Here is a 23,797-nt window from a genome sequence, read left to right as displayed (position 1 = left end):
CCTAAACGAGAAGCATCTCACTTAACGGTGCGCCGGCAGGTACCATAGGGTAGACGCATTCATCCGGGTTCACCCGAACATCAATCAATGTCGGTCTGCCGTTTTTAAAGGCTTCCCTTAAAACCGTTTCCACCTCGTCCTCGTTTTCTATCCTGTATCCGGCTGCTCCGTAAGCCTCTGCAAGCTTTACAAAATCAGGGGCATGGTCCATCTGTGTCCAGGCGTATCTCTTCTCATAAAAAAGCTCCTGCCATTGTCTTACCATCCCGAGGTATCTGTTGTTCAATATGACAACCTTAACCGGCAGATTGAACTGAACTGCTGTTGCAAGTTCCTGAATATTCATTTGAATGCTTCCGTCACCTGCAATGTCAATAACGAGCGCCCCGGGAAAGGCTACCTGTGCTCCTATGCCTGCCGGAAACCCATAACCCATGGTACCAAGACCGCCTGATGTTAAAATGCTTCTCGGCTTAATAAATTTATAAAACTGGGCTGTCCACATCTGGTTCTGTCCCACTTCGGTTGCGATTATTGCTTTGCCTTTTGTAAGTTCGTATATCTTCTCAATGACATATTGCGGTTTCAGTGAGCCGTCCCTTACATAAGTGAGGGGATATCCTTTCTGCCATTTTTGTATCTGTTTGGTCCATTCGGAAATGGTTGCCGGGTAATCTTTGAGACCCTCCTTGTCTTCCTCAATAAAGTCCAGCATTTTTTTGAGCACATGCCTTGAGTCACCTACTATGGGTATATCCACCTTAATGTTCTTACTGATTGAAGTCGGATCAATATCAACATGGATAATCTTTGCATGTGAAGCAAACTCATCAACCTTGCCCGTTGCCCTGTCGTCAAATCTTGCACCGATAGCGATTATCAAATCAGAATCCGTTATAGCCATATTTGCTGCATACGTCCCGTGCATGCCGAGCATACCGAGAAACAAGGGGTTGTTGCCGGGAAAACCGCCAAGTCCCATAAGGGTATTTGTTACCGGTATGGAAAGTTTTTCAGCAAATTTCAGGAGTTCGGTAGATGCCCCGGACGAAATAATGCCACCGCCCGTGTAAAGGACCGGACGTTTTGAAGAGGCTATAAGCTTTATTGCTTTTTTTATCTGGCCTATATGTCCGACGTATGTGGGTTGATAGCTGCGGATTGCCACCTTGTCAGGGTATTTGAATTCCGTTATATTTGCAGAAACATCTTTCGGTATATCAACAAGCACCGGTCCAGGCCTTCCCGATTTTGCGATGTAAAAAGCCTCCTTAATAATCCTTGCAAGGTCATTGACATCTCTTACCAGATAACTATGCTTTGTGCAGGGCCTTGTAATCCCAATAATGTCGGCCTCTTGGAAGGCATCGTTTCCAATGAGCATCGTGTTGACCTGACACGAAAAAATCACGAGCGGAATCGAATCCATATAGGCGGTAGCAATGCCGGTGACAGTATTAGTTGCGCCGGGACCTGATGTTACAAGAGATACACCGACCTTACCTGACGCCCTTGCATAGCCATCTGATGCATGGACCGCTCCTTGTTCGTGCCTTACGATAATTTGCTTTATGTCAGAAGCGTGGTAAAGCTCATCGGTAATATACAGGGTTGCGCCGCCAGGATAACAGAAGATATTATCCACTCCTTCAATCCTAAGGGATTCTACCAATATTTGTGAACCGGTCTTTTTCAATTACGTTTCCCCTTTACTCATTTCTTCTTTTATTTTTTCCATAACATCTTTAAGGTAACTGAGCAGCATCAGCAGCCTTCTGTCGAGCATTGTGTGCTGGTCTTTCGCTCTTTTGTATATATCTTCTTTTGTTTCGCCTTCTTTCATTAAAGTGCAAAGTGATATGGTATAAAAATTATTGAAAAATGTCAAATATTAGTTAGTTACATTATCAGTCTCAAGCGATCTGAAATAACGTCAATCATTTCAATGTGCGCAGAATTAAGAGCATATTTGTATTTCAAGTTGTTTTTGGCTGTTTTATGTTGTTCCGTTAGAAATCTGTTAGAAGAAATTGAAACGTTTTTAACGGGGATTTAGCGCTCGAAAGCATGTTAGCACCAACACACAAGACTCCGCTTAGAAATAGGTGGGGTCTTGTTTTTTCCTCCGTTTCTGCTGTTCCTTCTTTTTAATGTGTAAGTAAACTCATTGGTATAGCAGTTTAAATCATCTATCTTGTTTATTTGTTTGACTAATTCCTTATTTTTGCTAAAATTGAGGTATAGGGGCATATATTATGGAAATGAAAAAGGAAAAAATACCTATTTTCAAAATATCCTGCATGGCTGTACTTTATTTTCTTATTGTAGTGTTGTTTCCCGTCTATGTCCGCGCTGGCACTAAGATCGATTTATTTGAACAAGTCACATCACCCTTTATCTCGCAAGGCAAGTATAGCGAAGCAATAAAGAAGCTTGACAAGATTATCAAGAAAGAACCCGGTAATGACCAGGCCTATAACTTCCGAGCATTCTCGTTTTCAAAGTTAGGAAATCATCAACGAGCTATCGAGGACTACAACAAAGCTATCAAAATAAACCCAAAGGAAGCAAGCTATTACAGTTTACGAGGCAAAGAATATGCTGATTTGGGTAATAATATTCAGGCTATTCAAGATTATAATCAAGCTCTTGCTATGGATCCTAATAATTATCACAATTACTCAAGTCGCGGAGATGCATATGCATCCTTAGAAGACTATAAACGTGCAATTCAGGACTACGATAAAGCGCTTGAGATAGTATCCGAATTCACGGAAGGTTTTCTTCTCCTCGCCACTAATGGTACTCGTATTCATTGCTATGCTGGTCGTGCCCATGCTTATTCTGCTCTCGGTGACTATCAAAAGGCTATTGACGACTATAGCAAAATTATAGATATAGAGCTTATAGATAAAGGGCTCCCTAAGGATTCCGCTTTTCTCGGTTTATCATACTTCTTCCGCGGTTATGCATATAGCATGTTGGGTAATCACCAGCAGGCAATCGCGGATTTCAATGAAGCTATACGCCTGAAACCGGATGATGTTGATGCACACAAGAACCGCGGGTTAGCATACAGTATGCTCGGTCAGTACCAGCGGACAATTGAGGATTTCAACAAGGTTATCCGTATCAAGCCTGATTATGCTTTGGCCTACGTCTTCCGGGGGTCAACATACGGGATCCTTGGTCAGCACCAGCGAGCTATAGAGGACTATAACAAGGCTATCGAGATAAACCCTGGTGACCCTTTTGTGTATAGAGGTCGTGGGGATGCATATATAGCTTTGGGTAAAGAAGCTCAGGCAGTTGAAGACTATAAGGTAGCGGCAAGACTGGGAGATAAATATTCACAAGACATTTTAGACCGGCAAGCCCATCAGAAAGAAAACATACTGAAGCTTACATGTTCTATACTTGGTTTCGAGAAGTTGTTTATCGTGAAAATAAAAAAAAAAACTGTTAATGGTTTTTCTGCAAATATTACTGAAAGCCGAATAGATTGGAATCAATCCGACCTTCGGATGGCAATTGATAGGTATACCGGACAGATTACCGCAACCTATGATGATGGTGGGGGTCCATCTTTTGGAAGATGTTCTAAGGCTTCTGAAAAGAAATTCTGACAATTTTTTTGCATACAGGGATAGGGTAACTGCCGAAAAGCACTTTCTCCAGCCGCTTGCTACTAAATCTTTCAGGGAACCACGTTGAAGGAAATTAAAATGGAAACGAAAACGCAAATACCAGACTATTTGTTAGTCATCGTAAATATTGTTGAGAAAGCATTCAACAATGAAATAGAACTTCCGAAAAGCAAAGAATTCGAGACTCTTTTTGAACTGCGGAAAGAGGGGTGTGAAATTGGGGTTATTCTTGCTGCTGTTTTTTCGATATATGATAAATGGAAAGAAAAGACAGGCACAGATGATTTTGAAATTGACTTTGAGAAAGTCGAAAAGAAAAGAGCAGAAAAAACAAAGAAAAGAAAAGTTATTTCAAATGCCATGAGAACACTGCTCGAACTTTCTCCGCTTTCAGCTGGCCTTTTTACCGGTTCGCATCCTGAAGTCAATCCGGGACTGCTTAAAATGCAGAAGGCTATTAAAGAATTCTAGGAACTGAATACTATTTATCTGGATGCTCTACCCGTAAAGAATTATGAATATGTAAATGATGATGAATGGTTTGAAGAATTTAAAAAAATGCAATATTTGGAAAAAAATCCAAAACTGAGAAAGGCTTTTTATGATAGTAAAAATAAAGGCAAGATAACTTCAAAAATATCTTTGAAGCAATCGTCTCATGGTATGTGGACTGAGGCTGTTGTGGGTATCGTGAATGAACTGAAACGCATAGACTATACCGAAAGAAAAGCATTTATAAGAACAGGGGCAATATTGAATATTTTTTACCCCAATGTTTATACTGATCCCGACCCTGACCTTGTAAGGCAAAAGTACAAAACCTCGAAGCAAATATAATTTTTTAGAATTTTCTAAGTAATTCTAATTTCTCACGTTTGACTAATAATATCAGTGTGTTATACTCCTTAGTATAAAGGTAATTGCTAAGGAGGCACGATAATGGCAAGTCAAAAAATCCCGCTTTATGAAATTCACGAAGTCGCATATTTAAGCCTGAACAATATTCCTGTTGAATTTGAGAAACGAGGAACGAGGGTTGTTTTTCTTGTTCCTTCAACACCGGAAACCTACAGGTTTTTAGGCGAGTATAACGAAAATCCGAGGGTTAACCTTTTGGACTTCGTGGGGTGTCTACGCAAGATAAGGGGGCAAATGCTTACCCTCAGAGACGGGGGAGACGTAAACGATAACGGAGTAAGAAATGGAAACTACAACAGATAACCCTACCCTCTATAATCCTCACGCTTTTTCTGTCTTTGTCCATGAAGGTGAAGTTGTTGAAATCCGGGTTATTTACCTTAAGGGAAGGATGGCCGGTGAATATCATAAAGGCACACTATCAGGATATTTTGATGACAATTCAAAATTCTGTGAAGCGGTAAAGACCCTTGAACAATGTGAACATACAGGAATTTATTTTACCCTTCAAGTAATTGACCCTCGTTTACTCGCAAGGGCATTTAACAGAATGAAACCGGGAATACTGGGCACAAGTGACCCTAATGTCATTGCTTATAGATGGTTACCGATTGACCTTGGCCCTGTGAGACCGGCGGGAATATCTTCAAGTGATAGTGAACTTGAACAGGCTTATGAAATGCGAGAGAGGGTTATTGTATGGATAGCCGAAAACCTCAATTTTACAAACCCTGTAAAAGCTATGTCCGGAAACGGCTATCACTTACTTTACAAACTACCCGACCTCGAAGCGAACGAGCAGAACAAGCAGTTTATCAAGTCTATACTCGAAAATATTGATGAACAATTCAGCACTTCAAAGGTGAGCATTGATACCGCCGTTTTTAACCCTGCCAGAATTTGGAAGCTATATGGAACCCGAACTGGCAAAGGTGACGAAGTACCGGCGAATCAGTACAGAGAAGCGAGACCGCATAGAACATCATACATTGAAGATTTGGGGGTTGCCGATGATAACGAATGAACAGGTTGAACAATTAAGGGATAAATTCAAAAAAGATACCACGACACAAACCCCGACCAATAACGGGAAAGTGGACGTTGAAGCGTATTTGAATCATTACGGGATGAGATATAAAGTTAAGCAGAATGGAAAAAGCACCATATATGCCCTCGATGAATGTCTATTTGACCCTGATCACACACAGGGCGAATCAAGCATAATTCAATTACCGGACGGGAAACTTTTATATCAATGCTTTCACAATTCTTGTCAGGGGAAAAAATGGGAAGATGCAAGAAAGATAATTTCAGGAACCGATTCCCTTGCTCAATTTATGTCTTTGTCTCATTGTCTACCTATATATAGTAGTGGACAAAAGGACAATAAGGACTATCAAGGGTTTACAGAGTGTCAAGTTGGTCAATGTCCGGACAATAAAGAAGATGTTTTTGACCCTTATTCTGTCCTCAAAAGAGGGTCAGAATTGCTTAACCTCGATATTCATGTTGAATGGGTAATTGATAAACTGATTCCAAAAGAGAGTATTATCCTTTTACATGGCCGGGGTGGTATTGGAAAAACATGGTTGACCCTTATTGTTGCCGATGCTGTTTCAAAGGGCATACCGTTTATGGGACAAGGTACCGTTCAATCACCCGTTGTCTTTGTTGACTTTGAGAATTCTTTCCCTGTCCTCGTTGAAAGGGTCAAGAAGTTACAGGCCGGTGATGTTCTCTTTTGGCACAATACAAATGAGGTAAAACCCCCAAAAATAGACTCTCAGGAATGGGATTTATACAAGAAACTTCCCGTTGGTCTTATCATATACGATACCCTCAGAGCTTCACAGACAAAAGACGAGAACGATTCAAGGCAGATGGCTTTTGTTATGTCCAGATTAAAGGAACTCAGGGACATGGGTTTTACTATTCTTCTCCTGCACCATACACCTAAAGGTAATGAGCAGACATATAAAGGATCAACGGCAATCCTCGACCTTGCAGATCATGTCCTTTCCCTTCATAAAGTGAGAAAAGGGACTCTTGAAGAAACAGACGATGAAGACAGCGAGACCCCTTATTATCGTTTTGGAACAAAGAGCAAGACAAGATATGAACCTTTTCATATTTTTATTGAATTCAACAATGAACGAGGGTTTATGCTTGCTGAAGACCCGGACACTAACGAACTTGAAGAAATATACGAACTTCTCAAAGAAGCACCGGAACCATTAAAACAGGGTGAAGTGTTCGAACTTGTCAAAACAAAGTTAGGAATTCATTCAAAGGGTAAATTAATAAAACTACTCAACAAAGGGACGGGTAAATATTGGGAAGCAAAAAAGGATGAAGGAAAAGGCAGGGCAATTCGTTATTGTCCGATTGTCCCTCCATATATATATAAGGACAGCAAGACAATTAAAGAATATCAACGTTCTACAGAGGGCCATATTTCTAATTGTCCAGACAGTAACGAACAGAGAGAAAGTATTGTCTCTTTGTCCACCGAAGAAAGGACAATAAGCGAAAGAAACAAGATGCAAACTGTTGATAGTAGTATATTGTCCGATTGTCCAGAGGACAGAAAGACAGAGAGGACAGAGACAATTGACGGGTTTATTATTGAAGAAGATGACATTCCCGAAGTAGAGGGCGAAAGATGGCAATATTGAAAGTTATCCGACCTCTAAAAGTTAATGGCGAGATACTTCAACCGGGCGAGATGTTCAGAACACAAAATGAACAAGCTTCGATTGACCGGGGATATGCAAGGAATTTGAACAGGCATGAAACGAGGGATATTCTGGATGAGTATACCAGATATGCTGAAGCAATATTTAACAAGAAAGAAGTACTGCCACTGATACCCAAAAAGGTAAACCAGGGGAATTTATTTTAGGAGGCTTAATATGGACAGCATAAAAACTATTCAGCAATTTGGCAAAAGGGCGCAAGGCCGGGGCGAACTTATCCGGCACCTAAAAGGTGAAAGATTGACCCGGAACCAAGCCATTAAAGCAAAATGTTATGACTGCATGGGCGGATTTAATGACGGGATTTACTCATGTGAAATTCCTGAATGCAGCCTCTTCAATTTCATGCCATATAAGACCGTTGAACCCCCCGTTTTATCTTCTGGTGAAGCTTCTACAGAGGCTATGAGCATTATAAGGGAAGGGGCATGACCGATTACCTTAATGTCAACCTAATGAACTTTTTTAAGAGGAAAATCATTGTTATGAGAAGGAAGGATAATTTATGACAACATATCCCCAAGGGATACGCTTCAAATTTTGTTCACTGTTAACGGGAAAGGTTAAGCTAAATAGGATATTAAGTTTAGTTTTTTTTACTTTTATTATCTTATATCGTTATATACATCATGAATATCATTAGAACTTTGATAGTTTTCAATAATTGCATTTTTGTTCAACTTTTACAGTATTTTAAGGCTATTTTAGTGCATAATTACATGGTTTTTATGAAAATATTGCGCACTTCTAAAGGGGTATTATGAGTTATATAGGAAAAGAGGGGAATCTCCCCCTCCCCATGCCTATCTCACAGGGTACCCTCATTCTTATGGCAAGGCGAATGAATGAAGATTGAACTTGAATCCTCAGACATTCAGGCCATAGCAGAAAAGGTTGCTGAACTTATCAAACCCATGCTGTCCGGGCAACAGGACACCAGACAAGATGAACTTATCTCAGTGGAAGGTGTTGCAAGGATTTTGAATAAAAGCAAAGGGCAAGTGTATCAATGGGTGAATAACTCACAACATGGCCTTTTTGATTTTCCCTATATGAAAGCAGGCAAGTCTTTGAGGTTCTCGAAAAATGCAATCTTGCAGTGGATGAAACAACATGGAAATGGTTAGAAAGCCGTTAGAAGTATATCATAACAATGTAATATCATTATTCGATTATGTATATTGCAAAATATCATATATTCATATAATATACTTGACATATCATTTTTAATACATTATATATACATATCATAACACTATTGAGGTGAACGATATGGTAAAATCAATTGGCAGTATTACTCTTTATGATGTTGAAGATATTGCAAAGGCACTTGAAATGAATCCCCGGATCATTCGTTCATGGTTTACCACAGGGAAACTCAAGGGAAAGAAAGTGGGAAAGAACTGGATGATCACAGAGGAAGATTTGAGAGAGTTTTTTTCGAATAAAGACAAAGGAGGTGAAAGGGTTACACCAAAAACGAAAAGGAAAACGGAGGAGACATGAGAGGAAGCATAGTAAAAAAAGGAAGTGTTTATTATGCTGTCATTGCCATTGGAAGTAAGCGCAAATGGATAAAGGGCGGTGACACAAGGAAAGATGCTGAAAGGGTACTAAACGAAAACTTACCATCGGCACAAAACGGAACATTCCGGGATATTAAAAAGACAACATTCGCAGAATTTGGAAAGATATGGATTGACAGTTATGTTGCAACCAATATCAAAGAAACGGCACAAGGAGAATATAAATACGTTGTAGGGAGGTTTACAAAACATTTTGGCAATGCTCTATTGCAGAACATAACAGGGGCACACATACAAACCTTTATAGTTAAAAGGTTAAATGAAGTAGAACCTTCTACAACACAACGAGACGTTGTTATTTTAAAGGAGATGCTTAAACACGCTTATCAATGGGGATATACTAATAGAAATCCGGGAGAGTTTATAAAAAACCCCCGTATATCCAAGAAAGAAGTGACTATATTGGACATCAATGAAGCATACAAATTCTTAGAGAAAATGCACCCTCATTATCATGTTGCAGTTTTAACAGCGATCCTTACAGGACTTAGGGCTAATGAGTTATGGGGGCTTACATGGGATGATATAGATTTAAATACCGGAACGATCCATGTAAGGTATTCTCTTTGGAAAGGCAAACTTTACGAACCCAAAACAGAAACGAGCAAAAGGAGAATTGATATTTCAAATTCTCTTGCACTGGAATTGAAAAAGTGGAAACTGCAATGCCCTGTTAATAAGCTAAATCTTGTTTTTCCTTCAAAACGTGGAAAGCCTGTAATCCATAGCAATTTCGTTAAGTGTTATTTCAATCCGGCATTACAAAAAGCAGAGGCAACAAAGGTTAAATGGCACAGTGTAAGGCACACAAATGCCAGTGTTAGGATCAGAAGCGAACAAAATCCAAAATACCTTTCTCAACAGTTAGGACATTCAAGTATCAAGATCACCTATGACCTATATGGACACCTCTTTAATGATGCAGATTTTTCCAAGTCGCAGGTTGCAAAATTGGAGAATACATTTTATGGCCGTTAGAAATTCCGTTAGAAAACCGTTAGAAAATACCCTTTTTAAAGAAACAGAGAGTTTGTGATGAATTTGCACTATGTTGAAATGATTGACAAAATTGACAACAATTATTTGACAAAGCAAAGAATTATTGAAAAAAATTATTGAAAAATGTCAAATATTAGAATATAAAATCTGATTACCCGACGATTGTTTGAAATATATTTACAGACTTTCTTATTGCATGTTATAGGCTTTAACCTGAAGTGTATAAAACTTACAATTTTCTATTTATGAAAGTAATAGTCATTATTCTCACATGTTATGTCTTATTTATTCAGAACCTCGGTGGGGTTGCGCTCTGGGATCCCGATGAACCGAGACAGGCGATCATGGCAAAAGAGATGATGGATAGAAAAGATTATATACATCCTTATTTAAACGGAAAACCGTATCTTGAAAAACCGCCTTTATATCCATGGATGATTATTGCTGCATCAAAACTCAAGGGCACAGTCAGTGAATTCTCATCAAGACTGCCGGCTGCATTGTCGGCTACATTACTTGTGATTATTACATATTATCTTGGCTGCTCTCTGGTAAATCCGCTGACAGGGTTTCTTTCCGCCTTTATCCTTGCTACAAATTACCAGTTTCTCTCCAATGCACGCGAATCTGTGATGGATATGACCTTTGCATGTCTTATCGGGCTTACCGTATTTCTTAATTATATCTATATTTCTAAAGGAAAGAGGCTTTATTTCATGCTGTCCTTTATCCCTGCCGCCCTGGGGATACTCACAAAAGGGCCTGCAGGGCTTGTACTGCCCGCCCTGGTAACCTTTTTTTACCTGATCAGCAGGAAGGAGTTGAAAAGATTCATGCTTCCTCTTATAGCAGGGTGCATAATATCTGCCGCACTCTCTTCAATATGGTTTTTTCTTGCAGGTCAGGAGTATATAAAGGAATTTATTTTGAGGCAGAATGTAACGCGTTACACAAACGCCTTCGATCATATAGAAACCTTATACTATTATTTTCATAAGCTGTTTTTTAATTTTCTCCCCTGGAGTATCCTGCTCCCCTTTGCAGTCTACCATGCCTTTAAAAGAAAAATCTGGTTTCCCCTTATATGGTTTATTGTTATCTTTCTCTTTTTCGAGTTTTCAACGAGCAAGAGAGCCATATACCTACTGTCCTGTTATCCTGCATGTGCATTGTTATGTGGTATCTATATAAAGGATAAGTGGCCATGGCTTCTGGAAAACCCGATAACAAATATTTTGGTCAGGTCTTTTGCCTTTCTTCTATTAATTATACCCCTTGCTGCCATTTTTGTACTCAATCTCCTGAACTCCCCTGTGGTAAATGTTTTTAAGCAAGAGTCCGTTACCCTTTATTTTTATATAACCGTACTTATTCTCACAGGTGGCGCCTTCTTCTATGCTGTAAAGAAAAAATCACATACCCTGACCCTTTCTGTACTATTCTTTTATTTTGTGTTTACCGGTTATTTTTATCACAACTTATACATGCCTGTGATGGATAAAAACTTTAAATCTCCGAGACTGATAACTGACAGAATAGGCAATCTGAAAGAAGGCAAAGACATCCATACATACGGTTTTTCTTCCGCAGGGATAATATTCTACATAGGCAAACCCATTCAGATATTCAAGAACTTAGACGAGCTAAAAGACAAAAAAAATGATATACTTCTCATAGTTGAAGACGAACAATCGCAACATATGGATAAAGACCTGAATTTGTTATTTTTGCCGGTACGGAAGGCTCATTACGAAAAAGAACACTATACGATTTATGTGAGGAAAGATGGAAGATAAGCCCTATATCTCTGTGCTGATACCTGTTTTAAACGAGGAGGAATCCCTTCATGAGTTGCAGGAGAGACTGCAAAAAACACTCGACAGCATCAAGAAACCTTATGAAATTATCTACACCAACGATGGGAGCATCGACGGCACACAGAATATTTTGGAAGAGTTCCATGACCGCTGTCCTGCCGTTAAAGTTATCGAGTTCAACAGAAACTATGGTCAGCACATGGCCATTTTTGCGGGTTTCGGCTATGCAAAAGGCGATATTATTGTCACAATTGATGCGGATTTACAGAATCCACCCGAGGAGATTCCGAAACTTGTCCAAAAGGTCGAGGAAGGCTACGAAGTTGTCGGCACATACAGAAAACAACGGAAGGATTCGCTTTTCAGAAGGCTTGCATCAATTATCGTAAACAAGATTACTTCAAAGCTTGTCGGAGTTAAACTGAGGGATTATGGATGTATGTTAAGGGCATACCAGCGCAGCATTATTGACAATATTAACATGTGTCCGGAATCATCAAGCTTCATACCTGCCCTCGCAAATACATTTGCCAAAAAAATTGTTGAAATAGAAGTCGAACATGAGGAAAGGAAAAAAGGAACGACAAAGTACAGTCTTTTCCGGCTTCTTCGCTTGAATTTTGACCTTATGACAAGCTTTTCATTGCTGCCGATTCAATTTATAGGCGTACTCGGGGTTATCATAGCGTTTCTGGGGCTTGCCTTCGCCCTATTCCTCATTGCGAGAAGATTCATTGTAGGCCCTGAAGTGGAGGGCACATTCACACTTTTCGGGATATTATTCTTTTTCATAGGGATCCAGATATTTGCTATGGGCATCATAGGAGAGTATATCGGAAGGATTTACCAGGAGGTCAGAAGAAGGCCAAGGTTTATCATCAAAAGCGAGTTATTATGAAGGTTGTGGTATTCGGATACCACGAGATAGGCTATGTATGCCTTGAAGAACTCGTGAAATTCGGCGCCGAAATTCTCTGCCTCTTTACCCACAAGGATGCACAGGAAGAGGAAATATGGTTCAGAAAACCGGCAGCTATAGCAGAGGGAAATAATATCCCCGTATATACACCCGAGACACTGAAAGACAATGCATGGGTTGAACTTATAAAATCTCTCTCACCGGACATTATCTTTTCCTTTTACTACAGAAACATGATACGCAAAGATATCCTCGATATCCCGAAAGTCGGGGCTTTTAACCTCCATGGGTCATTGCTTCCCAAATTCAGGGGAAGATGTCCTGTGAACTGGGTGCTGATAGCAGGGGAGAGGGAAACCGGTGTTACCCTCCATCATATGCTGGAAAAGCCGGATGCCGGAGATATGGTAGCACAGAGGGCATGTGATATAACGTTCGACGATACTGCATACACGGTATTTAAAAAGATGGCGGATGCGGCAAGGTTGCTCATGAGAGAAGTCCTGCCGCAGTTCAGGGACGGAACCTTTAAAAGCATCCCGCAGGTTGGCCCATCTTCTTATTTCGGCGGGAGGAGACCGGAAGATGGTATGATTTTGTGGGATAAAGACTCTCTATCCATCTATAATCTTACGCGCGCCGTAACACACCCCTATCCCGGTGCATTTACATACCTCGACGGCAAAAAGCTCTACATATGGAAAGCGCATCCGGAGGCAACACAGGAGGGGCATGCACAACCAGGCAAAATCATCTCTGAAAGACCTCTTATGGTCAATACCGGCAATGGTATCTTGAAATTACTGAGGGTGCAGATGGAAGGAGAAGGAGAAATGGACAGCGAACAGTTCATCCGTGAACATGATCTGGAAAATAAAATTCTTGGAGGTAGCCTTTGAAGATACTGATACTTGGCGTGAACGGATTTATCGGCAACAGCCTTGCGTCGCAGATACTTAAAGAAAAAGATTGGGAAGTATACGGAATGGATATAAGAGACGATAAGCTCGATACCTGCCTTGGGGACAAACGCTTCCATTTTGTGGAAGGCGATATATCAATCAACAAGGAATGGATAGAATACCATGTAAAGAAATGCGATATAGTTCTGCCCCTTGTTGCAATAGCAACGCCTGCAACATACGTAAAAGATCCCCTCAAGGTCTTTCGTCTTGATTTTGAGGAGAATCTGAATGTCGTGAGATTATGCGTTAAGTACGGAAAAAAACTTCTTTTTCCATCCACATCAGAAGTATACGGCATGTGTACGGACAAGGAATTCAACGAAGATGAAAGTGTCCTTATGCTTGGCCCTATAAGGATGCAGCGGTGGATTTACAGCTCATCCAAACAACTCCTTGACAGGGTTATATGGGCATACGGATTCCAGCATGGTCTGAAGTTTACCCTGTTTCGGCCCTTCAATTGGATAGGACCAAAGCTTGATGAACTTATCACTGACTCTGAGAAAGAGGGAAGTTCAAGGGTTGTTACCCAGTTTATAAGCAACCTTTTTCTTGGCGAACCCATTAAGCTTGTAGATGGCGGCATGCAGCGCAGGTGCTTCACATATATAGACGACGGCATAGATTGTCTTATGAAAATCATTGAAAACAAAGACGGGAAATTTAACGGTGAAATATTTAATATCGGAAATCCGAACAACGAAGCCACGATCAAAGACCTTGCCTATAAACTGAAAGAGCTGTTTGTAAATCATCCTTCAACAAAAAACATTACAAAACATTCTGAAATTGTTGAGACATTTTCCAAGGATTACTACGGTGAAGGTTACCAGGATATTGACTTCAGGATGCCTTCAATCAAAAAGGCAAGGACGCTTATCGGCTGGGAACCCAAAGTTGACCTTGATACTGCTTTGAAAAAGACTCTTGAATATTATCTTGAAGCAAGCCTGAAGATGGGGTGATAGGCCAAGATAATGTTCGTGGAAGGCGGCGCATACCAATTCGGATTCATAGATAGCGCCCGGAGGGTACCCGGGCAACACCCGCAAGCGGGTATTCCGAAAATAGCGGAGTGTGACGACGAATTCAACAAAGTTATATGATTGAAGATGAATTGGTATTGTCCCTTATTGAGAAGTGTGAACTCTGCCCGCGAAGATGCAGGGCAGCAAGGCTCAGGGGTGAAAAGGGATACTGTGGCATAGCAAACGAGATCATCATCGCCCATTACGGGCTGCATTACGGTGAAGAACCGCCTATCTCCGGTACGAACGGTTCGGGCACAATCTTTTTTTCCTCCTGCAACCTAAGGTGTATGTTCTGCCAGAATTATCAGATAAGTCATTACAGGACAGGCGAATCTTATACTATTGAAGAGCTTGCCAATATATTCATCCTGCTTGAAAAACAGGGTTGTCACAATATTAATCTTGTCAGTCCGACCCCTTACGTTCCCTTTATTGTTGCAGCCATAAAACATGCGAAGGAAAAAGGCATTAAAATTCCTTTTGTCTATAATACGAACGCTTATGAGAATGTAGAAACATTGAAAATACTTGATGGTCTTATAGACATATACCTTCCTGACTTCAAATACTGGAGCGCAGGGATTGCAAATAAACTATCCGATGTGCCCGTCGATAAAAGCTACCCTGAATATGCCGCAGCAGCGATCCTTGAGATGAAAAGACAGGTCGGGGACTTGACGACAAAAAACGGCATTGCAATAAAAGGGATGCTGATAAGGCATCTTGTCCTTCCTGGAGGCCTTGCAGGCACGGAGAAGATTATCGGGTGGATACGGGATAATCTTGGAACAGATACTTTTATAAGTCTCATGGCGCAGTATTACCCTGTGCATAAAGCCGGTGAATATCCTGTAATAAACAGGAAGATAAGATATGAAGAATACGAAAAGCTGACAGACCTGTTGGTAAAGGAAGGCTTTAAAAACGTCTTTATCCAGAAGCTCGAAAGCGCACCGCTTTTTGTACCGGACTTTGAAAAAGATAAGCCGTTTCAGCAATGAAAAACAGAAAGATATATATAGTTATTTCCAAGCAAAACAATGAATTTATAAACGAAGGCTTTGGTGGCCTGTGTAAAAGGAGGTTAAGTTATGGAATTAAAGACCGTTAAAATCGATATCCCTGAAGGGATGAACATCATCATTGGCCAATCGCATTTTGTAAAGACCGTGGAGGACATGTATGAAATCCTTATCGGGTCTGCGCCGTCTCTTAAGTTCGGGATCGCCTTTTCAGAGGCAAGCGGGCCGTGCCTTGTGCGGTATGAAGGCAATGAGGAAACACTTATGAAACTGGCTTACGAAACATCTTTTTCCCTATCCTGCGGACACACATTTGTGATTTTTCTGAAGGATGGTTTTCCCATCAATGTCCTCAATGCTATAAAGGCTTGCCAGGAAGTATGTCATATCATATGCGCAACGGCAAACCCTTTGCAGGTCGTAGTCGCAGAGGAAGATCATGGCCGGGGCATCATGGGCGTTATCGACGGCTCAAAACCCAAGGGCATAGAGGACGAGGAAGACAAGAAGGCGCGCAGGGAACTTCTCCGGAAATTCGGGTATAAACTATAATGGAAACACGCCGTTACTTTTTACAACAAAAAACTGTTCTGAAAACCACATGGCTCGGGAAACTCCTTGTAGGCCTGTTATTAATCTTCCTTGTATATGGAAGCCGTAATCTCTTGCTGGATTATGCGACTTCATTTATTTCAGCAAATGACACAACAGCGCCGGCCGAGGTAATAGTTATCGAGAACTGGCAATACCCTTCAATGGCGAGCATCAGAGCATCCATGCAATTGCTTTCAGGGGGCATGGGCAAGTTCATCTTTCTCACAGAGTACCCTTTTTCAAGTTCAAACACCTTATCCGACACAGTACCCCAACCATACTATCATGAAATCCTGTCTCTTTTTTTCAAGAGCGAAGGGTATGATTTCGGAAAGATAAAAATGATCCCTGTTTTGAAAAGAGATCCCGTTACATGGAATACGGCTGTTACTGTTATTGAAGCCGTTACAGCGCAGGGCCATCGTTCAATGATCCTCGTTTCACCCTGGCATCACAGCCGGAGAAGCTGCGATGCCTATACTAAAGCAGGTAAACAAAAAGGTGTCGCAGTTTATTGTAAACCTTTTGAAGAGAGTCTGAGAAAAGACAACTGGTGGAAATCGGATGCCGGATTAAGTACGATTTTTGGGGAAATCTTAAAAAGAATCTATTACCTGGTGAAGGTCATATAAGCAAATAACTCCCTGTAGTATACTGCAGGGAGTTATTTGCCCTGGAGCGTTTCTGTATATCAATATCTGAACATGCCCTTCTCATATATTACCAGCTTTTTCCCTGAGACCAGATGTGCCGTTACTGTTTTGTTTTCTGTGTTCACGAGGTCCCAGTGAAGTGCGGAATCGTTAAAGCCAAGCTTTTTCTTCATTTCCTTCGTCATATCTGCAGGATTTCCTTCGTATGTATCGGTATACGAGGCACCGACGGCAATATGTGAATTGCCGTATTCCCCACCAAAATTCTCATCAAATAGGGTGTCGGCCATGAAACGGTCGATTCGTGAAAACCGTTTGTCTGTGAGAGAAAATTCGCCGACCTTCGACGCCCCTTTATCCATGGCAATCTGTTTTACGGCAAAATCTTCGCCGGTTTTTGCCTCAACCTTCTTTACAGAGCCTTTTTCAAAGAAAAGCCGTACCTCCTCCACATAGTTGCCGCTTCTGAAGGAAGGCAGATTGGCATAATACACCCCTTCGGTGCCCCTCCAGTCAGGGGAGAGAAAGACCTCATAACTCGGAATATTATGCCCTGAAATGCCTTTCCATCGCCTTTGTTCCCCGGGTGTTATCTTCAGATCTATATTTTTTGATTCTATATGGAAATATTTGACCTTCAGATTGTTAAGCCACTTTTTTATGTCTGTAACATCTTCATAAATAGACTCCCATGAACGAATCGGGTTGTCGTTATCGAGATAACATGCTTTTAAAATCTGAGATGTGTATTTTTCAGGCGTTGTATTTGCCTGCCTTGCAAGTTCGTCTGTGGGAAAGGTACACAGCGTCCATCCATGCATTCCTTGTTCCTCCCGCCTGTCGAGGATTTCCCTGAGCGGTTTTCTCGATACAAGGACCTTGCCGATTCTCGCAGGATCAATATCCCTGAGGTGCGTGAGCGACTCAGGGGCACGCAGAAAAATCCTTCCGTGGAGGTTTTCATACAGCTCTTTATCACCGGGCGCCATAAAAACAAGTTGTTTGTCGCTTCCCTTTTGATAGAATGCCTGCTCAATTACATATGTTCCGATCATCCGCTGAACCGGATTCATCCCCATATCGAGTATTTTCCCGTATAGTATTTCTGCAAGCCTGAGGGCCGGATGGTCATACTGAATAAGGATCACATCGCCCTTTTTGAATTTGCCCTTCCGTGCGGTTTTCAACCCCCAGAGAAGTACGTCTGCGTATTTATTAAGTTGCTCATCTGTAAGCACTGTATTCTCCTCGTTAATACGGCAACAAATTAAGTACTACAGTATTACTGCCAACCCCTTGCTCTTCAGATATTCCTTTACCTGCCGGATGCTGAATGTTCTAAAGTGGAAAACAGACGCGGCAAGCAATACCTCGGCGCCGCCTTTTGTTGCGCCTTCGTAAAAGTGTTCCAATGCCCCGGCTCCACCTGAAGCAACTACAGGAACAGTCACAACATCCGCTACGGCCTTTGTAAATTCAAGGTCGTATCCTGCAAGGGTTCCGTCGCCGTCCATGCTTGTCGGCAGGACAACCCCTGCGCCCAATTCCTCGCATTGTTTCGCCCACTGGATCGCGTCCTTACCCACAGGTTTAGTTCCGCCGGAGATGACAAGCTCAAAACCTGACGGCATTGTCTTATTCCTTCTCGCATCAATGGCAACGGTGATCATTTTTGAGCCGAACTTTTTCGCTGCTTCTCTTATAAGCTCAGGATTTTCAACGGCAGCGCTGTTAATAGACACCTTCGATGCCCCTGCCTTTAAGATAAGCTCAATGTCTTCAAGGCTGCCTATCCCGCCTCCTACGGTCAACGGAATGGTTATTACCGACGACACCTGGTTTACCCAGTCGAGACGGGTTTTGCGGTTCTCAAGAGTTGCTGCAATATCGAGCATGGCAAGCTCGTCAGCGCCCTCTTTTTCATAAAATGCGGCGTTTTCCACAGGATCGCCGGCATCTTTTATGTCTACAAAATGGACTCCCTTTACAACCCTTCCGTTCTTCATATCAAGACAAGGCATAATCTTTATTGTTTTCATGACAACTCCTTTCTCGGAATATTTTACAGTACTGATTATTTAATATAAAACATGCACGATTATTACATATCATTTTCCCATATGTATAAGTCAAGATAAAGATTTATAGTTTGCAAAACCTTTTTATTTTTCTGAAGTTCTGCCAATTTTTTACTTTAATTGGCCGGGTTGCTTAGATGATTATCATGTCCTGCCTTCACACGTTTTATGTGATAAACCTATCTGGCCTCAAGCAGTATTTTCTCCATCGCTGCGGCGTTTTGGTCCATTGTGTATGACTCAAGCTTTATGCGTGCGTTCTTCCCCATGCTATCTCTGAAATCCTGGTTGAAGAGCGCCTTTATGGCTGTAACCATGCCGACAATATCGAAGGGTTCATCGATCACATAGCCTTCCTGTTCCGATATCAGGGAAGATGCACCGTTCCATCGTGTTGTAATGACAGGTAGCCCTGACGCCATTGCCTCCATGGTTGTGAGCGAGCAGGCGTCATAGAATGTGGGATGTGCAAGGATTTGAGCGTCCCTATAGACGGTTTCAGGATAAGCCTGCTCCCCGAGAAAAGTTACACAATCTCCGATACTCAATGCCCTGATAACCTGTTCGTACCTTTCCCTTCTTCCTCTGCCCATGATGCGCACCCGAAAATCCCTTCTTTCTTTTGAGACCTCGCCTGCGGCAAGTAGAAGAGGCAAAAGCCCTTTGAGCCTGAAATTACCGGCGGAAAAAAGTATCCTGAGCGGCCCGTCAGCCCGGGAGCTTGCTGGAGCGAATTGTTGTGTGTCTACCCCGTTATAAACGACATCAATGCTGTCCGGCTTGATACTGAAATGGCCTGCAATATGGGTTTTCAGCATATCGGATATAGCTATAATCCTCGAACAACGTTTTGTCCTGATAGGGTATTCTGCAATCCATTCCTGTATCCGCTGGTTGATGCTGTTCCTAAGAAGGAATGCCTTATAACTGCGTTCTTTAGGGTCTTCATAGCTTGCAATCTCCCTTTCCATCCAGATACGCTGCACCCCGCCGTGGCTCTGGTATACGTCGGCCTCAAAGGTATTCCCGAAGCCCAGCATGACATCCGGGGGGGAAGTCCTCATATGCGCTCTGTGTTTAAGCGCAAAGGAGAGTGTTCTGAGCCATCTGGGGAAAGGCATTGCATTGAGTCTTATAAGTTTTATACCTTCCGTTTTCATCCCCTGTCCGCAGAATACGCATATCTCGTGTCCCCGCTGCACTAACCGTGTAGCAAGGTCATAGGCATACCTCTCTGCCCCGCCTTTCTTGGGGTCAAAATTATATATAGCCAGACCGATTTTCATAAATTTACTTTATAACGGATGGACGTTCGAGGATTTCTTCCACCTTTTGCAACAGCTCATCAGGAGACAGAGGTTTTGAAATAAAATCGAATTCTTTCTCCTCAATACCTTTGTCAAGCACAATATCTCTGGTATAACCACTGGTAAAAAGCACCCTTATGTCCGGGCTAAGCTTTCGTATTTCATCATAGGCTTCCCTGCCGTTTTTCTTCGGCATGACAGAGTCTATGATAATAAGATCAATCCCGTTATGATTAACCCCTTTATGCTCCTTGAATTTATCTATTGCGTCCTTTCCGTCTACTGCCTCTATGATATTGTACCCATATTCTTGAAGAAAATCTTTAATTAAAACCCTTACCTCTGTGTTGTCCTCAGCGACAAGGATAGTTTCAGTTCCCTTTCTAAAACAAACGGTAACAGGTTCTGCTTCATCCGCCATTGTTTTTATAACGGGAAAATATATCCTGAAAACTGTTCCTGCGCCAGGCTCGCTATACACGTCTACACATCCGTCATGCTGTTTTACAATGCCATAGACAGTGGAGAGACCCAGCCCCGTTCCCTTGCCTATCTCTTTTGTAGTAAAAAAAGGATCGAATATTTTTTCTTTTGTCGATTCATCCATGCCGATGCCTGTATCAGATACAGAAAAAAGGGCATACATGCCAGGCTGGCCATAACCATGTATTTTTTTAAATTCACTGGTAAAAAAAATACTCTTTGTTTCTATGCTTAATACACCCCCGTTAGGCATGGCATCCCGTGCATTAGTGGCAAGATTGAATAAGATCTGGTCTATCTGTGTCACGTCTGCCATAATAGTCATATCCTGTTGGGCCAGGCGAATCTGTAATTCGATGTCTTCGGTAAGGAGTCTTTCAAGGAGTTTCTCCGTTCCCCGGATAATATTGTTTAACTTTATGGGGCTAAGTTTCGCAGGCTGTTTTCTGCTGAAGGCGAGGAGGCTCTGTGTAAGGCCGGACGCCTTCTTGGATGTGGAAAGTATCTGCTCAACATACCTTCGCAGCGGGCTGTCCTTGTCCATTCGCATTTGCAGGAGGCTTCCATAACCTATTAATGCGGTGAGAATATTGTTGAAGTCATGGGCGATACCCCCTGCAAGAGTACCGATAGCTTCCATCTTCTGGGCATGGTTTAATTGTTGCTGCAACTTTTCTTTCTCTTCCTGCATCTCTTTTATATCCGTTATATCCGAAAAAGTCATGATAAAAGAGCGGCTGTCCATTGGTACAAGACGGATAAAGGCATTGATTTTTGTGCCATCCTTCTTTACAACATGCCATGTTTCATACCAGCCTTTCTCGTAGAGTGTTTTCCCTTCCTCTTCATATGCTTCATCACTGTCGTATAGCAGTCTGGTACTTACATTGAGCAGCTCATCTAAAGAATATCCCGTTAAACGGGACAGGGAATCGCTTGCCCATACAAGCTTTCTATCCCTTACTCTGCAGACCGCAACTGGTGATGCCGAAAGCATGGCCCCCAAAAATTGCTGATATTCAATAAGCCTTTCTTCTGATAATTTGCTCTCCGTAATATCTTCACAACTTATCAATATTTCTCCTGTGGCTAACAGGGAAGACTTGAAATTGATGATCTTTTCGGTCCCGTCCTTACAGGTAACAGCAAAGTCCCTCGTGATATTTTCTCCTGTTTTTGCATCTTTAAAATCCTCTGTCCATAATGAAATAACTTTATGCCTGTCTTGAGGATCAGGTAATGTCTTCCGGAACCATGTCCGTCCATCGGGGATTTCATTCAGGCTATAACCGAATAATTCCTGATATTTTGGATTGATATAGGTATAATTTCCGATCTTATCGATCATGACCATACCGAAAGGGGCATTCTCCGACAAGGTGAGAGACCTTTGCTTCTCATTATAGAGGTCTTTTTCTGCCTTTTCCCGTTCGGTTATATCCTGCACAATGCCTTCATAGTAAAGTATCCTGTCATTTTCATTTCGATAAGCTCTCACATCCATTGAGATCCATGCTATGCTTTTATCCTTACGAAAAAGATGCGCCTTAAAGCCCCTTACAACATCCTGTTTTTCCAGTAAATTGATATATCGTTTAAGGTCTTCAGGGTTTTCGTAAAGCTGCTGGCCGATATTTTTGATTTCCATCATCATTTCCTCGGGGGATGCATATCCGTGGATTTTTGCCAGCGCAGGGTTCACATCAATAAACCGGCCCTTGGGAGTGCTGCGGAAAATTCCCAAAACGGCATTTTCATATATATTCCGATATTTTTCTTCAGACAGGCGCAAAGCCTTTTGTGCTGTTGTAAGTTCCTGAACCTGCTGTGTAAGGTCAGCAACAAGGCCTCCGAGTTGTTGTGTCATATTATTAAAAACACCACCGAGCGTTCCAAGCTCATCGATAAGGTATTCATGCTTCAACTCAATATTGAAATCCCCCCGACCCATCTTTTCGGCAGCACGGGTCAATTGTCTTAAGGGGCGCTCAACCAGAACCCAGATTACAACACCGGCAATCAGTGCAACTATCAAAAGACTGCCTGCAACAGGAAGCAAATACCGCTCGTTCCATATTGCCTGTACCCCTTGCGTTGATTTATGACTCATGAGGGCTGCCATTACACCCAACGGTATCATCGAAAGGAGAAAAAACCAGGCGGTAAGTCTCGCCGAGAGTGTCCCCCGGGAGCTTCTTAAAGGGTCTTTTTCAATATAGCCTGCAGGCCTGCGAAATTTCTCCGGTAAAGATGCCATTACCACTATTGTAATAATAATGGTAGCTATCCATTCCGGGATGACGGAAGGTGCAAGGACCCTTATGTACAGGTCTGTAAAACCTGTATAGGTTCCGAACATCTGTTGCAAAAGTTCAGGGTTGAATGATGTTCCAATAACGGAGAAGGGTATTATTAAGGCAAAATAATAAAATGTTACAAGCAATACCCACCACCCAAGAAGACGTGGCATAGTCGTGAGACGGTATAAGGGCCTGTAGCAGATCCCTATAAAAAAGCCGCCGAGAGCATGGTAGAACATAGAAACAGGGGAAAAGGCCGTTACCGGCTGTATTAATCCGGACATGATGCCAATAATGATGCCCCCGATGGGTCCTGTGAATGCAGCACCCAGAGTAACCAGTATCTCCCTCGGATCAGTAACGAGCCTTGTTCCGGAAATGGGTAGATGTATTTCAAAGACCATGATAAGCAGTGCACCTGTGCCAAAAAACAGGGCCTTCAACAGCGTTTTAGGCGTAAACCAGGGCAAAATATACCTTTTCAGTTTACCTACCAGTGTCTTCTCCCTCTCGGTTCATGTTCGGGCAATATTTTTTTGTGAAGATAAATAATGTACATTATTATCGAAAAAGTAAAGAAAAAAATGCACATATATGAAAACATACAGCCAGGGAACTACCTGTAAGTACAATCATTTTCAAAAAACCATGCTGTTGCTGACACATTGATTTAACCGGATCGGCAAGAACAGGGCAGTTTTGCAATCTTTTTGCAAGTCCAC

Annotated in this window: 24 protein-coding genes; 18 read left to right on the top strand and 6 right to left on the bottom strand. The window is 41.8% G+C overall.

All coding sequences use genetic code 11. The features are described 5' to 3' along the window. Position 1 precedes the first annotated feature (1 nt). Positions 2–1,696 carry a biosynthetic-type acetolactate synthase large subunit gene (gene ilvB / locus NT178_09400; protein MCX5812743.1) on the bottom strand — a complete coding sequence of 565 codons (1,695 nt, stop codon included), beginning with the start codon at positions 1,694–1,696 and terminating at the stop codon, positions 2–4. After that, positions 1,697–1,843, bottom strand: a complete 147-nt coding sequence (locus tag NT178_09395; GenBank protein ID MCX5812742.1) for a hypothetical protein — start codon at positions 1,841–1,843, stop codon at positions 1,697–1,699. Between the two features lie 412 nt (positions 1,844–2,255). Here NT178_09395 and NT178_09390 point away from each other — a divergent pair, with 412 nt between their 5' ends. The 18 genes from NT178_09390 (at position 2,256) to NT178_09305 (ending at position 16,886) form a co-directional block, all read left to right on the top strand. After that, on the top strand, positions 2,256–3,626 hold the full coding sequence (locus NT178_09390; protein ID MCX5812741.1) for a tetratricopeptide repeat protein: 1,371 nt from the start codon (positions 2,256–2,258) through the stop codon (positions 3,624–3,626). 99 nt (positions 3,627–3,725) lie between these two features. Further along, complete coding sequence (locus NT178_09385; protein ID MCX5812740.1) at positions 3,726–4,118, top strand: hypothetical protein; 393 nt, start codon at positions 3,726–3,728, stop codon at positions 4,116–4,118. An 87-nt stretch (positions 4,119–4,205) separates the two neighbouring features. Beyond that, positions 4,206–4,484 (top strand): hypothetical protein, encoded by a 279-nt coding sequence (locus NT178_09380; protein ID MCX5812739.1) that lies wholly within the window; start codon positions 4,206–4,208, stop codon positions 4,482–4,484. A gap of 102 nt (positions 4,485–4,586) precedes the next feature. Beyond that, on the top strand, positions 4,587–4,868 hold the full coding sequence (locus NT178_09375) for a hypothetical protein (protein MCX5812738.1): 282 nt from the start codon (positions 4,587–4,589) through the stop codon (positions 4,866–4,868). Then, on the top strand, positions 4,849–5,589 hold the full coding sequence (locus NT178_09370; protein ID MCX5812737.1) for a hypothetical protein: 741 nt from the start codon (positions 4,849–4,851) through the stop codon (positions 5,587–5,589). The genes NT178_09375 and NT178_09370 overlap by 20 nt, the downstream gene beginning before the upstream one ends. Then, positions 5,576–7,240, top strand: coding sequence for an AAA family ATPase (locus NT178_09365; GenBank protein ID MCX5812736.1), 1,665 nt, complete (start codon positions 5,576–5,578; stop codon positions 7,238–7,240). The genes NT178_09370 and NT178_09365 overlap by 14 nt, the downstream gene beginning before the upstream one ends. Further along, positions 7,228–7,467, top strand: coding sequence for a hypothetical protein (locus tag NT178_09360; GenBank protein MCX5812735.1), 240 nt, complete (start codon positions 7,228–7,230; stop codon positions 7,465–7,467). Before NT178_09365 ends, NT178_09360 begins: the two co-directional genes overlap by 13 nt. A 10-nt stretch (positions 7,468–7,477) precedes the next feature. Beyond that, positions 7,478–7,753: a hypothetical protein gene (locus NT178_09355; GenBank protein ID MCX5812734.1), complete on the top strand. Its 276-nt coding sequence runs from the start codon at positions 7,478–7,480 to the stop codon at positions 7,751–7,753. 413 nt (positions 7,754–8,166) lie between these two features. Continuing rightward, a complete protein-coding gene (locus tag NT178_09350) occupies positions 8,167–8,448 on the top strand; it encodes a helix-turn-helix domain-containing protein (GenBank protein MCX5812733.1) in 282 nt (93 codons plus the stop codon). A gap of 145 nt (positions 8,449–8,593) precedes the next feature. Then, the gene (locus NT178_09345) at positions 8,594–8,827 is read left to right on the top strand and encodes a helix-turn-helix domain-containing protein (protein MCX5812732.1); all 234 of its coding nucleotides are present in this window, start codon (positions 8,594–8,596) and stop codon (positions 8,825–8,827) included. Continuing rightward, positions 8,824–9,885 (top strand): site-specific integrase, encoded by a 1,062-nt coding sequence (locus NT178_09340; GenBank protein ID MCX5812731.1) that lies wholly within the window; start codon positions 8,824–8,826, stop codon positions 9,883–9,885. Before NT178_09345 ends, NT178_09340 begins: the two co-directional genes overlap by 4 nt. A 266-nt stretch (positions 9,886–10,151) precedes the next feature. Further along, positions 10,152–11,702, top strand: coding sequence for a glycosyltransferase family 39 protein (locus NT178_09335; GenBank protein ID MCX5812730.1), 1,551 nt, complete (start codon positions 10,152–10,154; stop codon positions 11,700–11,702). Next, positions 11,692–12,621 carry a glycosyltransferase gene (locus tag NT178_09330; GenBank protein MCX5812729.1) on the top strand — a complete coding sequence of 310 codons (930 nt, stop codon included), beginning with the start codon at positions 11,692–11,694 and terminating at the stop codon, positions 12,619–12,621. Before NT178_09335 ends, NT178_09330 begins: the two co-directional genes overlap by 11 nt. Continuing rightward, positions 12,618–13,541 carry a formyltransferase gene (locus NT178_09325; protein ID MCX5812728.1) on the top strand — a complete coding sequence of 308 codons (924 nt, stop codon included), beginning with the start codon at positions 12,618–12,620 and terminating at the stop codon, positions 13,539–13,541. The genes NT178_09330 and NT178_09325 overlap by 4 nt, the downstream gene beginning before the upstream one ends. Then, a complete protein-coding gene (locus NT178_09320; GenBank protein ID MCX5812727.1) occupies positions 13,538–14,572 on the top strand; it encodes a bifunctional UDP-4-keto-pentose/UDP-xylose synthase in 1,035 nt (344 codons plus the stop codon). Before NT178_09325 ends, NT178_09320 begins: the two co-directional genes overlap by 4 nt. A 137-nt stretch (positions 14,573–14,709) precedes the next feature. Next, positions 14,710–15,639 (top strand): radical SAM protein, encoded by a 930-nt coding sequence (locus tag NT178_09315; GenBank protein ID MCX5812726.1) that lies wholly within the window; start codon positions 14,710–14,712, stop codon positions 15,637–15,639. A gap of 90 nt (positions 15,640–15,729) precedes the next feature. Next, the gene (locus NT178_09310) at positions 15,730–16,212 is read left to right on the top strand and encodes an adenosine-specific kinase (protein MCX5812725.1); all 483 of its coding nucleotides are present in this window, start codon (positions 15,730–15,732) and stop codon (positions 16,210–16,212) included. Next, positions 16,212–16,886: a hypothetical protein gene (locus NT178_09305; GenBank protein MCX5812724.1), complete on the top strand. Its 675-nt coding sequence runs from the start codon at positions 16,212–16,214 to the stop codon at positions 16,884–16,886. The genes NT178_09310 and NT178_09305 overlap by 1 nt, the downstream gene beginning before the upstream one ends. A gap of 59 nt (positions 16,887–16,945) precedes the next feature. On the opposite strand, the gene NT178_09300 is transcribed toward NT178_09305, so the two are convergent. The 4 genes from NT178_09300 to NT178_09285 form a co-directional block, all read right to left on the bottom strand. Beyond that, positions 16,946–18,145, bottom strand: a complete 1,200-nt coding sequence (locus NT178_09300; protein ID MCX5812723.1) for an aminopeptidase — start codon at positions 18,143–18,145, stop codon at positions 16,946–16,948. 36 nt (positions 18,146–18,181) lie between these two features. Continuing rightward, complete coding sequence (gene hisF, locus NT178_09295; protein MCX5812722.1) at positions 18,182–18,946, bottom strand: imidazole glycerol phosphate synthase subunit HisF; 765 nt, start codon at positions 18,944–18,946, stop codon at positions 18,182–18,184. Positions 18,947–19,164: 218 nt separating this feature from the next. Beyond that, a complete protein-coding gene (locus tag NT178_09290; GenBank protein ID MCX5812721.1) occupies positions 19,165–20,271 on the bottom strand; it encodes a glycosyltransferase family 4 protein in 1,107 nt (368 codons plus the stop codon). A 4-nt stretch (positions 20,272–20,275) separates the two neighbouring features. Then, positions 20,276–23,545 carry a PAS domain S-box protein gene (locus NT178_09285; protein ID MCX5812720.1) on the bottom strand — a complete coding sequence of 1,090 codons (3,270 nt, stop codon included), beginning with the start codon at positions 23,543–23,545 and terminating at the stop codon, positions 20,276–20,278. Between the last annotated feature and the right edge of the window lie 252 nt (positions 23,546–23,797).

This window comes from Pseudomonadota bacterium, assembly GCA_026388255.1.
Taxonomy (GTDB): Bacteria; Desulfobacterota; Syntrophorhabdia; order Syntrophorhabdales; family Syntrophorhabdaceae; genus JAPLKB01.
Note: the sequence above shows the minus strand (reverse complement) of the source record. Positions and strands in the feature narration are given on the sequence as shown.

What these genes read in the sequence shown, in the direction of transcription:
- NT178_09395 (MCX5812742.1), bottom strand. Translation starts at nt 1,843, where the DNA reads ATGAAAGAAGGCGAAACAAAAGAAGATATATACAAAAGAGCGAAAGAC.
- NT178_09390 (MCX5812741.1), top strand. Translation starts at nt 2,256, where the DNA reads ATGGAAATGAAAAAGGAAAAAATACCTATTTTCAAAATATCCTGCATG.
- NT178_09385 (MCX5812740.1), top strand. Translation starts at nt 3,726, where the DNA reads ATGGAAACGAAAACGCAAATACCAGACTATTTGTTAGTCATCGTAAAT.
- NT178_09380 (MCX5812739.1), top strand. Translation starts at nt 4,206, where the DNA reads ATGCAATATTTGGAAAAAAATCCAAAACTGAGAAAGGCTTTTTATGAT.
- NT178_09375 (MCX5812738.1), top strand. Translation starts at nt 4,587, where the DNA reads ATGGCAAGTCAAAAAATCCCGCTTTATGAAATTCACGAAGTCGCATAT.
- NT178_09370 (MCX5812737.1), top strand. Translation starts at nt 4,849, where the DNA reads ATGGAAACTACAACAGATAACCCTACCCTCTATAATCCTCACGCTTTT.
- NT178_09365 (MCX5812736.1), top strand. Translation starts at nt 5,576, where the DNA reads ATGATAACGAATGAACAGGTTGAACAATTAAGGGATAAATTCAAAAAA.
- NT178_09360 (MCX5812735.1), top strand. Translation starts at nt 7,228, where the DNA reads ATGGCAATATTGAAAGTTATCCGACCTCTAAAAGTTAATGGCGAGATA.
- NT178_09355 (MCX5812734.1), top strand. Translation starts at nt 7,478, where the DNA reads ATGGACAGCATAAAAACTATTCAGCAATTTGGCAAAAGGGCGCAAGGC.
- NT178_09350 (MCX5812733.1), top strand. Translation starts at nt 8,167, where the DNA reads ATGAAGATTGAACTTGAATCCTCAGACATTCAGGCCATAGCAGAAAAG.
- NT178_09345 (MCX5812732.1), top strand. Translation starts at nt 8,594, where the DNA reads ATGGTAAAATCAATTGGCAGTATTACTCTTTATGATGTTGAAGATATT.
- NT178_09340 (MCX5812731.1), top strand. Translation starts at nt 8,824, where the DNA reads ATGAGAGGAAGCATAGTAAAAAAAGGAAGTGTTTATTATGCTGTCATT.
- NT178_09335 (MCX5812730.1), top strand. Translation starts at nt 10,152, where the DNA reads ATGAAAGTAATAGTCATTATTCTCACATGTTATGTCTTATTTATTCAG.
- NT178_09330 (MCX5812729.1), top strand. Translation starts at nt 11,692, where the DNA reads ATGGAAGATAAGCCCTATATCTCTGTGCTGATACCTGTTTTAAACGAG.
- NT178_09325 (MCX5812728.1), top strand. Translation starts at nt 12,618, where the DNA reads ATGAAGGTTGTGGTATTCGGATACCACGAGATAGGCTATGTATGCCTT.
- NT178_09315 (MCX5812726.1), top strand. Translation starts at nt 14,710, where the DNA reads ATGATTGAAGATGAATTGGTATTGTCCCTTATTGAGAAGTGTGAACTC.
- NT178_09310 (MCX5812725.1), top strand. Translation starts at nt 15,730, where the DNA reads ATGGAATTAAAGACCGTTAAAATCGATATCCCTGAAGGGATGAACATC.
- NT178_09305 (MCX5812724.1), top strand. Translation starts at nt 16,212, where the DNA reads ATGGAAACACGCCGTTACTTTTTACAACAAAAAACTGTTCTGAAAACC.
- hisF (MCX5812722.1), bottom strand. Translation starts at nt 18,946, where the DNA reads ATGAAAACAATAAAGATTATGCCTTGTCTTGATATGAAGAACGGAAGG.
- NT178_09290 (MCX5812721.1), bottom strand. Translation starts at nt 20,271, where the DNA reads ATGAAAATCGGTCTGGCTATATATAATTTTGACCCCAAGAAAGGCGGG.